We start from the raw sequence: 14,091 nt of genomic DNA on the forward strand, positions 1-14,091 counted from the left end.
TCTCTATGCTGCCAATGTCGCTTAACCACTATTTAAGCCTTTGTTTGCTTTATAAGAGAATTTAAAATGAAATCAGAATTAATTAACACCGCCCCTTTATTCTCATCAATTGAGCTTGGCCCTTTTACACTTAAAAACCGTATTGTGATGCCTCCTCTTACTCGCTCTCGCAGCACTCAGCCTGGCAATATCCCTAATGAATTAATGGCTGAGTATTACTCGCAGCGCGCATCGGCTGGTTTTATGGTTACTGAAGGCACACAAATAGAACCTCGTGGACAAGGTTACGCTTGGACCCCAGGTATTCATAGTCCAGAGCAAGTACAAGGCTGGAAAAAAGTAACAAAAGCCGTACATGATCAAGGCGGCGTTATTTTTGCTCAGCTTTGGCATGTAGGGCGCGTATCGCACGCCACACTGCAACCAAATTCAGGTAAACCGGTTGGTCCTTCAGACATTGCAGCTGACAATGTAAAAGTATTTATTGAAACCGCACCTGGTGAAGGCGCATTGTCTGACCCAAGTGAGCCTCGTGCGCTAACAACAACTGAAGTTGGCGAACTGGTAAACATGTACGCTCAAGCTGCACGCAATGCTTTAGAAGCAGGCTTTGATGGTGTGGAGCTTCATTGTGCTAACGGGTATTTAGTTAATCAGTTTATTTCTGAGCATACCAATAACCGTGACGATCAATACGGTGGAACACTTACTAATCGCCTGCGATTTTTAAAAGAAATAGTTGAAGCGGTAAGTGACGTTGTAGGCGCAAACCGTTTAGGTGTACGCTTTGCTCCTTTATTTGAAAGCACAGACGAAACACGAGTCTATTTAGGACTTGTTGAATCAAACCCTCACCATACTTATATACAAGCCATTAAAGTGCTTGAGCAAGCTGGGATTGCTTACTTATCGATTGCAGAGGCTGATTGGGATAACGCTCCCGATTTACCACTAGAGTTTTATAAAGCAGTACGAGCTGAATTTTCAGGTCGCATTATTTATGCTGGTAAATACACAGTAGAAAAAGCGGTGCGTATTTTAGGTGAAGGTTACGGTGACTTATTTGCATTTGGTCGCCCATTTATAGCTAACCCTGATTTACCAGAGCGTATAGCGAATAATTGGACGTTTAACGAAGCCGATGCAGCCACTATGTATGGCGGTACTGAAGTAGGTTATAGCGATTATCCGCTCTACGAAAAATAGTTAATTTAATTAAGCCAAGGAAGGCTTAATTACTAATTTCGTATCCATTTTTTGTGATACCACTAATAATTTTGGTGTATCAAAATATTCCTAAAATCGTCAAAAACTAGAGATTATGTCAAGAACCGTCAGTAAAATGTAAAAAGCTGTAAGCATAACTCCGTTTGCTGTTGTATGTCAGTTAACATTCAGTTTGAGCCGCTAGTATTGAACCCAGTTATGTAAAAACATAAACGAGGCAATACTATGAAACTTACTTTTTTACTACCTGCCCTGCTCGCCATTGGCGCAGTATCAGGCTCTGCGCTTGGAGCACAAAACGAGCGAGAGAATGATAAAAGCTTTAAACGCGATCACGACAAACGTGTTGAATATAAACGCGATGTACGCCGCCATGAAAAAAAGCAGCGTATTGAGCATAAAAAAGAAAAACGAGAAGACCGTAAACAAGAAAAACGTAGACTCGCAAAGTACAAGCAGGAAAAGCGTGAACAACACCGCTACAATCAGAGAAAATATAACTACTTAACAAACCATCATAATTCAGTCACTTACAAACAAAACCGATTTATAAACCATTTACCACGCAGTAGCGCATCGATTAGGTTTAATGGTATTTCGTTTACGTTTAACGACGGCCTTTACTATCGTAAAGCTAAAAGAGGCTACCATGTTGTTAAACCACCTAGAGGCCTGCGTATAAATACGCTACCAAGAAATTATAGGCATTTTAAACACCATAATACGACTTACTACACTTATCAAAATGTATACTACATGGCGGATAATGATGGTTATACGGTTGTTGATGAGCCATCAACTCGCCTTAATCAGGCAATAAAAGTGGGTAATGTAAAGGACTATCGCTTGGGTCAAACATACGACTCACTGCCTATGGCTGCACAGGCCGTAATAATTAACTCACAGCAGTATTTTAAATACGGCGATATTTATTTTTTACCGCAAATAAGTGACGATGAAATAAAATACCTCGCTATAAAGCTGGGATGAATTAATTTATGTATATTGCTATTTAAACATTAAACCTACCACTCTCTCATTGAGCTCAATGAGAGAGTGGTAGTAGCCCGTATACGCTAAATGGCTCTGATCAATAAAAGCAACAACGTCATTTTCGCCATTATTTTATAGTGTTAAAAAATACATTTTTATTGTTCTAACTTTAAACGTTGATGCCACTGAGCAATACTTTCGCTTGGGTATTGATCAAACTGCAGATCACCGTTTTTTATAGGCGCATCAACCCAATGAGCTTTACTGCCTAACATTAAATGAGTGCGCTCTGGTGGTATGGGTAACTCACTATCAATTGCACCAGCAAATGGGTGAACTTGATCTGGCCAACGCGCGTCGTACAGCCATAAATTAGCACTACAATGCTTGCAAAAATGACGCTCAGCAGGGCTGATTTTATTGTCTATTTTAGCGTGATAAATCGTTATATGCTCCGCACCTGTCACTTTTAATGTTTTATATTCTGCACTTAAATTAATAACAAAGCCCCCGCTTCCTGCGGTTTTTCTGCATATAGAGCAATAACATAAATTGTAAGGATAAGGGTGTTTTGAGTTGACCGTAAATACCACTTTGCCACAGTGGCAAGCGCCATTTAACTTCATAATAAATCCAATTTTTTATTGTTGGCTTGAATTAATACTTTAACTAGATGAGCATAAAAAAACCACAACAATTACACGCTGTGGTTTTTAAATTAATGAGCTTACTAACGTTTCCAAAATCTTAAATTACGCAATGTACTTATAAATTTATCGGCAGAGTCTACCTTTAAATCTATCCAACCATCATCTACTTTTCCATCAAGGCCTGCCGCTTTAAATAAAGGCTTGGCCTCATTTGTAAAGCCTATAAATTTCATATGTGCGTACGCATCACTTACAAAGTCTTTAGCTTCTGCTATAGCAGCTAGTTTTTCAGCTCCTTCTTCAGTGGTGAGCACAAGTACCGCATCGTATAAAACCGATGGACCACCATTAATAACCTGATCAGCTTTAAAGTGCTTACCTTTACTGCATTTAGCACCGCCAACTTGAGGGGCAATAATTTCAAAGTTTGCGCCTTCACTTTTAAGTGCATTAGTAACCGATTCAAAAATTTCTGCATTAAATCCATCACTTATTAAAATACCTAATTTGCGGCCTTTGAAGGTATTTGGCGCATTTTTCAAAATACTCAACGCATCAGATACAGGTAAGTCTTTACGTGTTGGCATAGCTGCTTCAGCTGGGTCTGGCATTTCTTGCAAGCCAAGCCCTTCGGCAACTTTGTTTGCGAGGGTTTCGTCAATATTTAATAAATGCGATACCAAACGTTCTCGTATTGGCAAATGCTCAACTTTAGACAGCTCAAACACGTACGCAGATTGTATATGCGCCTGCTCTACCTCTGTTTGACTTAAATAAAATTGACGAGCTTGACTGTAATGATCGCTGAATGTTTCTGAGCGATAACGCAGTTTATCACCGCCGCTTACTTCAGGTTCCCTTGAGCTTTTAAAGCCATGTACTGGGCATTCGCGCGGGTTGTTTTCGTCGCCGCTCCATGAGTTTGGCTCATAATTAACACGCCCTTTTGGATTGTGCATTGCCATGTGGCCATCTTGCTGAAAATGCCTCATTGGGCACTTAGGCGTATTAACCGGAATATGCGTAAAGTTAGGACCACCTAAACGCTTAGTTTGAGTATCTAAGTATGAAAAGTTACGACCTTGCAGTAGCGGGTCGGGTGTAAAATCGAGCCCTGGTACAATGTTTTGTGTACAAAATGCAACTTGCTCTGTTTCTGCAAAAAAGTTATCGACTACGCGATTAAGCACCATTCGCCCAACTATTCTAACGGGCACTTGTTCCTCTGGTATTAGTTTAGTGGCATCGAATACGTCAAATTCAAACTCATCAGCAAATTGCTGATCAAACACCTGCACGCCTAATTCCCATTCAGGAAAGTCGTCGTTATCAATTGATTCCCACATGTCGCGACGGTGAAAATCAGGGTCTGCGCCATTTAGTTTAAGCGCCTCGTTCCACACAACTGACTGCATACCGCCTTTTGGTTTCCAATGAAACTTAACGTATTTTTCATCTCCTTTGGCATTAATAAACTTAAATGTATGAACGCCAAAACCTTCCATAAATCGCAATGAACGCGGAATAGCCCTATCAGACATCGCCCACATAACCATGTGCATTGACTCAGGCGACAAGCTTACAAAATCCCAAAAGTTATCGTGTGCGGTTTGCGCTTGAGGAAAACCTCGGTCGGGCTCTGCTTTAGCTGAATGAACTAAGTCTGGGAATTTCATCGCATCTTGAATAAAAAACACCGGTATATTGTTACCGACTAAATCCCAATTACCTTCTTGAGTATAAAATTTAACGGCAAAACCACGTACATCGCGTGCTAAATCCGGAGAGCCCTTGTTACCAGCAACAGTAGAAAAGCGCGTAAACACAGGTGTTTTTTCACCTTTGCGTTTAAAAATATCAGCACAGGTTAAATCTTCAAGCGTGTCGTAAGTTTCAAAGTACCCATGTGCCCCGTAACCACGAGCATGTACTACTCGCTCAGGAATACGCTCGTGGTCAAAATGAAAAAGCTTTTCGCGCAGCACCTGATCTTCCATTAAGCCAGGACCGCGTTTGCCTGCTTTTAACGAGTTTTGATCGTCGCTCACAGGGCAGCCTTGCGCTGTGGTCATTGTTGGGTAGCCATCAGATGCACTTTGGCGCAGCTCGCCGCCATTGCCTTTCTTACCTGCGTATTTAAATGATTCAGCCATGTCTAATCCTTCATTACAATTTAAGTGATTGGGGTCATTTTTTAAAGTTTGCTTAACAGCAAAAACAACTGAGCTAAATGCAAAATAAAGACCAAACAGTAAGAGCAATAAAAGCGCGGGATACAGAGTAAAAATGATGCTTTAAGTGGTATTAAAAATAGAAAAACTTACAGAGCCCTGTAAGTTTTTCAAGATCAAAAAAAGGGCACTTTAAAGTGCCCTTGCGTTTAAATCGTTATAAATTTAGTTAATCTTTACTTTCGTTAACTAAAATTACTTTACGATGAGGGAAAGGTATTTCGATGTTGTTTTCATCCAGTGCTTTTTTAATTAACTCTGGCACAGTGTAAAGAATATCGAAGTAATGCTCACCCTTACAAAAAGGTCTTACTAAAAAGTCTACTGAACTGTTGTTAAGTGTTTCTACTTCAACAAAAGGCGCTGGATCTTTTAGTATGTGTGGGTGCGCTGCAAGTACGGCATCAATAACTTTACGTACAGCCGTTGTATCTTCACCGTATGCAACACCAAAATGCATATCAACACCACGAATTGGATGATGTGAATGGTTAATAATTTGCGCGCCCCAAATTTGACTATTTGGAATAATAACCTGTTGGTTATCGAACGTTTGTAAAATAGTAGTAAACATATCTACTTCTGTTACTTTACCAAAGCGCCCTGCAGCCTCAATAAAGTCATTCACTTTATAAGGTCTAAAAACAAGTAACATAACGCCTGCTGCAAGGTTCGACATTGCACCTTGTAACGCCAAGCCTATAGCAAGTCCCGCAGCACCGAGTAAAGCAATAATAGAGGCTGTTTGTACACCAAAGCGATTTAACACAGCAATAATAACGAACGCTAATATGATGTAGCGAGCCATGCTGCCTAAAAAGCGAAAAAGCGTATCATCAAGATGAGTATATTTATGGCATAAGCCAATAATTAAATTGCGTACCTTGCCCGCTAACCATAAGCCTACAAGTAAAATTGCAATTGCCAGTAATATGTTGGTTGCCCACGTAACTGCAGCGGGTAAATATTGATTAACATCTATTTGATTTATTATATCTTCCATTTCATTTCCTGTTTATAAAATCATTAAATTACTGTATCCCATACCAAGCACAGTACTTTAACAAAAAATTAACGAACATACGAATATAGGAGTAAGTTAAAGCAGATTGAAAAATATAGATTTAATGGATATACACAACCAAAGTAAGCCTTTAATGCATAATCTCACTAGCTTTCCCCCTCACCGTTATTTTAAGTAAGTAACATAATATTCTTAACTGATTAAATTCTCGACCAATCTATAACTCTGGTTAGCGTTCGATCAAGTGCCTTTATTTTAAATTATTACTGGCACTCACCTATAAATTTACCGATAATCTCACCTAAGCGCATATATTGGCGACACAACGCAATTGGATGAAATTAAAACAAAGGATTATTATGAAAAAGTACTCAATTTTACTTACAGCGGCAGCTCTTACTGTACTTGCTGGTTGTTCAACATCTGTCGCAGTAAGAGACTTCGAACAAAACCCTATTCCGCAAACATCAACAATTACCAACAGTGAAGCTGACGTAGCAAAAGGTATTCTAAAAGCATGTATTCAGCTTGGTTGGAAGTGCACACCTATGAGTGAAGGCAAAATAAAAGGTGTGCTGGATATTCGCACACACCAATTAACAGTCGATATTACATATGATAAAACAGCATACTCAATCAACTATAAAAACTCTATTAACTTAAATTACAATGGCAAAAAAATTCACCGCCAGTATGTTAATTGGGTGTCAAACCTTATACGCCATATAGATGCTGAAATGATTTAGTAACGTGTAACCTGCTTAACAAATTATAAAAAGCACTAACTATGAATAATAAAAGTGGAGAAGCTACCTATAGCTTCTCCATTTTTTAGTTGAGATTTAAACAGTAATTATTACGTCAAAAACATTACTAATTTTCAACCAACTACAAGTTCAAATAAGCACCAAACCTAATGCTATTAATAAAGGTTCTCCCCCGCATTTTCACTCTTTAATGAATGAGTAATTTTTTACTCATTTTCCTTCGTAAAAACATATTTTATATCTTGCTATAACGCAGTTTCGCTCATATAGTCAGCAAATTATTACACCTTATTTTGAACACCTTTGTTTATGAAATCTTCTGCTCCTGCTAGTGATTTTGGTACCTTATTAGGTTATGCATCTGGTAATGTTGCTGTGTATTCATCTGATTATGATACGGCTGATGAAAGCATTTATCCTAATCGTAGCGCCTATCGTAGTTACCTAGACGGTATTTACATGGGCTATAAATGGCAATGCGTTGAGTTTGCCCGTAGATGGATGTATCTCAACCATGGTTATATTTTTGATGACATAGCCATGGCTTACGATATTTTTGAGCTGCGTTCAGTGCGCGATGTAAATAGCCAAAATAGACTGCCACTAAACGCGTTTAAAAATGGTGCTAAACATCACCCTCAAGTAGGCAGTTTACTGATATGGGAAGAAGGCGGCGAGTTTGAAGAAACAGGCCATGTTGCTGTTGTTGTTGAAGTGCATGAAGATAAAATACGCCTTGCTGAGCAAAATGTAGGACATCAAATATGGCCAACAAATCAAAACTGGTGCCGAGAACTAAAAGCAAAAGTAACTAAAGATGGCGACTATTGGATTGAGTGCTCTTACAGCGACGCCACTATTTTAGGTTGGATGACACAAACTGATGAAACAGAATATGCTGAGTCAACGCCTGAGCTAAACACTGACTTATTTACTATAGAAGCCCATAAAGCAGCAGATACAGGGCAAGCAAATAAGTCATGGTTAAATATTGCGAATGACGATGAAGCTGCCTACGTAGAAATGATGCAAGGCCATAAACTTACATCCGTAGATGAGGATCAGCATAATTACTTTGCAATATCTCAAACGGCGCAGCAAAGCATTGAACATGCAACAAATGAGCTGCATGGCTTATTTATGCATGCAACCGATTATGTACTGCAGCACCCTGAGTTATTAAAAAAGTTTAATTTACCCGATGTTGTGCTTAATAAAATTCGCCAATCGTGGGATAACCGCTTAAACCAATTAATTACCAGCCGGTTTGACTTTGCCTTAACAGCAGCAGGTTTAAAAGTTTACGAATACAATTGCGATTCGGCATCGTGTTATATGGAAAGCGGCAAAGTTCAGGGCAAGTGGGCAAAACACTTTGGTGTTAAAGCAGGTGTAGATGCAGGTCAAAACTTATTTAAAGACCTCGTAAAAGCATGGCGTAAAAGTGAAGTGAAAGGTCTTGTTCATATTTTACAAGACGATGAACCAGAAGAACATTACCACGCATTATTTATGAAAGAAGCTATTGAAGCCGCGGGCTTTGAGTGTAAGTTAGTAATTGGCTTAAGCACACTTCGCTGGAATGAATCAGGCAACATAGTAGATGCAGATGGCGCACAACTTAGTTACGTATGGAAAACCTGGTCGTGGGAAACCGCACTTGATCAAATTCGTGAAGAATGCGAAGCCGAGCAATCATTAGGTGATAACTTTGAACCACAATTCAAAGCTGGTGAAACGCCGCGCTTAGTCGATGTATTACTGCGTAAAAACGTGATGGTATTTGAACCACTGTGGACATTAATCCCAAGTAATAAGGCCATTTTACCAATACTTTGGAGCTTGTTCCCTAATCATAAGTATTTACTTAATACCGCGTTTGGGCTTAACGACGAGTTATTACAAACCGGTTATGTAGTTAAACCAATAGTAGGACGCTGTGGCGCTAATATTCAACTTGTTGATGAACAGCAGCAAGTTATAGAAAAAACAATGGGGCACTTTGCCGAGCAAGACCAAATATACCAACAACTATTTGCACTGCCCAAAGTAGATGACTACTTTGTACAAATATGTAGTTTTACAGCCGCCGGAAAATACTCTGGTGGTGGCGTACGTGTTGATAAAAGCATGATCATAAACGGCCATAGCGATTGTATGGCGCTGCGTATTAAATAATAAACAATACTAAGCCCGCAATTTGCTGCGGGCTTAAGTTTGTGTAGCCCTTCCCTCTTTTAAGTTTTATAGCTATCTCAAGCGAGTTACTCCTGATAGAGTAAATTTATTAAACACCACAAATTAAGGTATTTCATGGCGAATCAATTTAATGTACTCGGCACACGCTTAAAACTATGTTGCGGTAATGGTGGCTACACACGTGAAGGGTTTTGTTATGTACCAGAATCAGATCTTGGCAATCACAGTGTGTGTGCAATTATGACTGATGAGTTTTTACAATTTTCAAAATCACAAGGTAACGATTTAATAACCCCGAACCCTCTTTACGATTTCGAAGGTTTAAAAGCCGGTGATAAATGGTGCTTGTGTGCAGTAAGATGGCTTCATGCTATTTCAGCAAACGTTGCGCCACCGGTGGCACTTGAAGCCACAAATAAAAAATCATTAGAAATAGTCTCGCTCGATGCTTTAAAAGCGCACGAATATAAAGCCAACGTTTAAATACACCTAAGAGTAACTAAATTAAAGTCTGCATATTTTACAAATATATGCAGGCTTTTCAAAAATCCAATCTCCTCTTCAGCCTTAAAAACCTTAAATTAAAATATAACCCCATGTTTTTAAATTACTTTTTAAATAAATCAACTTACGGCATAGCAGTTGCTTTATTAAGCTTAAGTCACGCTCATCACGCAACATATATATGAGCAACACATTAGTTAAGTAGGAGAAATTATGAGTAACAATAACGAATCAAACAAAACAACTAAATTTACCGCGCCAGGTATGAGTGACGAATCAGCCCAAAAAACAATAGCTACCCTCGATAACCGCATGGTTGCATTGATAGACTTACAACTAACTTTAAAACATATTCATTGGAATGTAGTGGGACCAAACTTTATTGGCGTACACGAAATGATAGACCCACAGGTAGACATTGTGCGCGAAATGACAGACACCATCGCTGAGCGAATTGCGACTCTTGGTGGAGTACCAGTGGGTACTCCAAAATCAATTGTAGATCGCCGAACATGGAGCGAATACTCAATTGGTAAAGGGCTAGTAACCGAACATTTGGCTGCGCTTGATAAAGTATATAACGGCGTTAATGCCGATCACCGCAAAGCAATTGAGACTCTTTCTGAACTAGATCCTGTGTCTGAAGATATGATCACCAGCCAACTGGCTGATTTAGAGCAATTTCAGTGGTTTATTCGAGCCCACTTAGAATCATCTACAGGCGAACTAAAAAGCTAATATATTTAAGCTAAGAAAGCCCAGCATTTATATGCTGGGCTTTTTTTTGCGTAAAAATCACTCTATTTATAATTACATATAGACGTGTATCAGTAAGCTCTAATACAAAATCCATATAAAAACAATAGAAATTGGTATTACCAAAAAAAATAACCAAAATAAAATTGAATGATTTTATACTCCTCATTATTTCGCAAGTTTATAAGCCGTACTCAACCTTTAATGAACACCTCATTATTTTAACATCACTTAAAAAACAAACTAAATACATATAAAAGTGCCGCTAAAAGTTCAAAAAAAACGCTAAAAATGATATTAAATAGTACAAAAAATATAAAAAATGCCCCTGGTAAACATACTTTAATAAAACTCACTCAAAATATAAAAAACAAAAGTAAACCATAAGCCGTTAAATTTATTAAATATAAAAAAAATAAATGAACACTTTGTAATACATTTTGTGAATTTTTGGTAAACAAAGGTTGTAATAAAAGCTGAATTGGACTAATTTCAACCATACCACCTGTATGACACAGTACAGGGAAAAGCAGTTAAATTGGTTAACCAGACCAAGTAACAACACACACAATGACGTTAAGTCGTACCCAAACGGGAGAGATACATGAAACTCAATCAAATTACTTCAACATTAACTAATAAACATAAAAGAAGTAGCTCTACAACAATCAGTGCCGCAGCCCTTTTATTAATGGCTTCTTCTAATATTGCAGCGCAAGAGGCTCCAACTGCTTCAGAAACCGCATCTGATGATATTGAAGTTATTGAAGTAAAAGGCATGCTAGGTAGCATGAAAGCTGCGGCAATGCTTAAACGTACTGATGGGCGTATTGTTGATGCTATTGTTGCTGAAGATATAGGTAAATTACCAGACAATAACATTGCAGAAGCACTGCAACGTATTACTGGCGTATCTATTAATACCGACTTTGGTGTGGGTGACAGTGTTTCTATTCGTGGCTTACCTCAAAACCGTGTTGAATTAAATGGCCGCTCTACAATTGGTGACTCTCGTGACGGTATTAGCTTGCAAGATTACCCATCAAGCTTCTTAAAAACAGTAGAAGTAGTTAAATCGCCTACTGCCGATATGATTGAAGGTGCATTAGGCGGAACAGTGAGTTTAAAGACAGTTCGCCCACTAGAGCTGGATAAGCTAACCGCCGCAATCTCTCTTGATGGCGAATACGCTGATAAAACAGAGAATATTGCACCTATTTTTAGCGGCTCAATTGGTAACAATTGGGACTTTGACGAAATGGGTACTTTTGGTGCCATCGCTATGTTTTCATATCAAGATCGTGAAATTCGTCAAGATGAAACATCTAGCCGAGTTAAACCTCAAGATATCGAAATTAACGGTCAAGAAGGTAATACACCTAGTGGTAATGCCATTGTTAGAGATGAGCACAGTGTTGAACAATACGTAGAAAAACGTGAACGTACTGCTGTAAATTTATCTCTTCAGTGGGCACCAACATCTGGTAACGGCATGGTGTACCTTGATTTAAGCGGTACTAAGCGCTCTGGCGAGCAAGCTGGTAATTCTATTTTAGGTGTCGTTGGCTCATTATCAACAGATGCAAACACAACTCAAGGTGCTAACGGCGTAAACAACTACACACTAACAAACGAATTTGGTATCCCAAAAACATACAGTGACTTTCGTGAAACCGACTCGTTTTCAAATGCACTTGGTGCAGAGTGGAACCTTACTGACAGCATAAAAATCTCTGGTGAAATTGCGGTAGCATCATCAGAAAGCGTAAGGCCTGATTCTGAATTTACACTTCGTCCAATCGAAAAGTCGACCTTTGAAGCTAGCGGAGGGGTTGATTTAGTAAATCATTTATATGATGGTGCATTTTCGCAAAACGGTAATAAATTACCAAGCATCATTCATTCAGATCCAAATGCATTTACCGACCCACAAAACTTAGCATTACGTACTTTTAAAAGTGAAGATAAAAGAACAAACAATGATGAAACAGCGGTTCGTTTTGATATTGAAATGTTCGAACCTCTCAGCAGCTTAAGTTGGGTATCTAAAGTAAAAGCAGGTGTACGTGTTACTAACCGTGATTACGAATACGAACAATACAAAGTAGAAATTAAAGACATTTATAAAAATGCATTTAATGACTCAGATGGTTCATTAGCTACTTTATGGGTTGATGATTTCAATGCTGCATTTCCTGATAGCTTTACTACCGTTAGCCACGACAACTCTTTTGACCAACTAGGACACTCGGGGCAAAATGACCTACTAACTTTTTTAAGCTATAACGGTTTATCTAACCCAGCAAATACTTATGCTCAACTTCAACAATTGCTTGTAGGCACTAACCTAGCTTCAACGGGCAGCCTTTCAGACAACCAAAAGTTTCAAGATAGCGCATACCGCAATGTGGTTGAAGATACAGCCGCAGTGTATGTATCTGCATATTTAGATTTTGATGATATCACCGCTATTGTAGGTGGTCGTTATGTAACTACAGATCTTGAATCAAGCGTGTTCCTCAATGGCGAAAAAGTAACTGGCGAAAACGACTACAGTGACTTTTTACCAAGCTTAAACGTTACTTATAACTACTCAGATGAAACACTATTTCGTTTTGCTGCAGCAAAAGTTATGCGCCGCGCTGACTTTAGCGAGCTAAGCCCTGCGTTTGACGTTAACAACGACATTACGGGTGCAACGCAAGGCTCTATTGATTTAGAACCATACCGTGCAACACAATACGACTTATCTGTAGAGCATTACTTTGATGAAGGAAACGTACTATCTTTCGCAGTATTTTATAAAGATGTTGAATCTTTCTTAAGCAACGAAAGTAGTTGTGTCGCTTCATCAAGCACTACTGCTGGTCAAAACGTGACTCAGTGGAACCAAGTATGTCAACTTGATGCAGCGGGTGTATCTCAAGACAATTTAGTTTACTCTGATGCAACTGACTTTCCAGTAGATGCTGACGGCTTTAACCATGTTGCAGGCTTACGCGACGCAGGACTAACGGGTATCGATACTGTTAAAAATGTAAATGGTGAAAACGGTTCAGTTCAAGGTTTTGAAGTGGGCTACCAGCAGTTCTTTACAAGCCTACCAGGTGCATTTTCTGGCTTAGGCATCAATGCAAACTACACATATGCAGATAGTGAGCAACCAAATGGCAATCCGTTATTAGATATCTCTAAAAACACTTACAACTTACAAGTATTTTGGGAGTACGAAGGGTTCTCTACTCGTATCGCTTATAACTATCGTGACAGTTTCTTAGATACTGAAAACGAAAAACGTGTAGAAAATATTAACTCCAATGGCAGCATTTCTGAAGATGGCACTGTTTATGGTAATAACTACCGTGACGATAGAGGTCAGTTAGACTTCTCTGCAAGTTGGGACATTAACGAAAACATTACGCTTGTTGGTAATGCAACGAACTTAACAGGTGAACCTTCAATCTATCTATCTGAACTAGGTGGTGCTTGGAAGTACACTGAAGCGGATCGTCGTTACAGCTTTGGTATTCGCGCTAAGTTTTAATTTTCCCTAGGGCGTGTTGTTCTTTGGTGGTTGAATTTGCAGCAGCATGTTTGTTCTTTAGGCAAGGCAGAGCCTATGTAGTGTGGTTATTCCCCATAAATAGGCGATAACGCAGCATAAAGACCAAACATGCGCTGCCCTTTGGGTTCTTTCTAGGGACGATTAACTCTTTGTTGCTCGGTTCTTACTTAGCCCA

The 14,091-nt window shown here is 39.0% G+C and carries 10 protein-coding genes; 7 read left to right on the plus strand and 3 right to left on the minus strand.

Annotated elements, in window-relative coordinates; translation table 11 throughout:
- The first annotated feature begins 66 nt into the window (after positions 1–66).
- A complete protein-coding gene (locus D172_RS14770) occupies positions 67–1,206 on the plus strand; it encodes an alkene reductase (RefSeq protein ID WP_007376935.1) in 1,140 nt (379 codons plus the stop codon).
- Positions 1,207–1,452: 246 nt separating this feature from the next.
- Positions 1,453–2,217, plus strand: a complete 765-nt coding sequence (locus D172_RS14775) for a DUF6515 family protein (protein ID WP_007376936.1) — start codon at positions 1,453–1,455, stop codon at positions 2,215–2,217.
- 158 nt (positions 2,218–2,375) lie between these two features.
- On the opposite strand, the gene D172_RS14780 is transcribed toward D172_RS14775, so the two are convergent.
- The 3 genes from D172_RS14780 to D172_RS14790 all read right to left on the minus strand — a co-directional run bounded on the left by D172_RS14780 (position 2,376) and on the right by D172_RS14790 (position 6,104).
- Positions 2,376–2,846 (minus strand): GFA family protein, encoded by a 471-nt coding sequence (locus D172_RS14780; RefSeq protein ID WP_007376937.1) that lies wholly within the window; start codon positions 2,844–2,846, stop codon positions 2,376–2,378.
- Positions 2,847–2,950: 104 nt separating this feature from the next.
- Positions 2,951–5,023, minus strand: coding sequence for a catalase (locus tag D172_RS14785; protein ID WP_007376938.1), 2,073 nt, complete (start codon positions 5,021–5,023; stop codon positions 2,951–2,953).
- A gap of 247 nt (positions 5,024–5,270) precedes the next feature.
- Positions 5,271–6,104, minus strand: coding sequence for a mechanosensitive ion channel family protein (locus D172_RS14790; RefSeq protein WP_007376939.1), 834 nt, complete (start codon positions 6,102–6,104; stop codon positions 5,271–5,273).
- Positions 6,105–6,484: 380 nt separating this feature from the next.
- Between D172_RS14790 and D172_RS14795 the strand changes: the two genes are divergently transcribed.
- The 5 genes from D172_RS14795 (at position 6,485) to D172_RS14815 (ending at position 13,895) form a co-directional block, all read left to right on the plus strand.
- Positions 6,485–6,871, plus strand: coding sequence for a hypothetical protein (locus D172_RS14795; RefSeq protein WP_007376940.1), 387 nt, complete (start codon positions 6,485–6,487; stop codon positions 6,869–6,871).
- Between the two features lie 330 nt (positions 6,872–7,201).
- Positions 7,202–9,070, plus strand: a complete 1,869-nt coding sequence (gene gss, locus D172_RS14800; protein WP_007376941.1) for a bifunctional glutathionylspermidine amidase/synthase — start codon at positions 7,202–7,204, stop codon at positions 9,068–9,070.
- A 135-nt stretch (positions 9,071–9,205) separates the two neighbouring features.
- Complete coding sequence (locus D172_RS14805; RefSeq protein WP_007376942.1) at positions 9,206–9,574, plus strand: DUF2237 family protein; 369 nt, start codon at positions 9,206–9,208, stop codon at positions 9,572–9,574.
- A gap of 234 nt (positions 9,575–9,808) precedes the next feature.
- On the plus strand, positions 9,809–10,333 hold the full coding sequence (gene dps, locus D172_RS14810; RefSeq protein WP_007376944.1) for a DNA starvation/stationary phase protection protein Dps: 525 nt from the start codon (positions 9,809–9,811) through the stop codon (positions 10,331–10,333).
- Positions 10,334–10,955: 622 nt separating this feature from the next.
- Positions 10,956–13,895, plus strand: coding sequence for a TonB-dependent receptor (locus tag D172_RS14815; RefSeq protein ID WP_007376947.1), 2,940 nt, complete (start codon positions 10,956–10,958; stop codon positions 13,893–13,895).
- Positions 13,896–14,091 lie beyond the last annotated feature (196 nt).

Origin of the sequence: Pseudoalteromonas sp. Bsw20308 (assembly GCF_000310105.2) — a bacterium.
GTDB classification, from domain to species: Bacteria; Pseudomonadota; Gammaproteobacteria; order Enterobacterales; family Alteromonadaceae; genus Pseudoalteromonas; species Pseudoalteromonas fuliginea.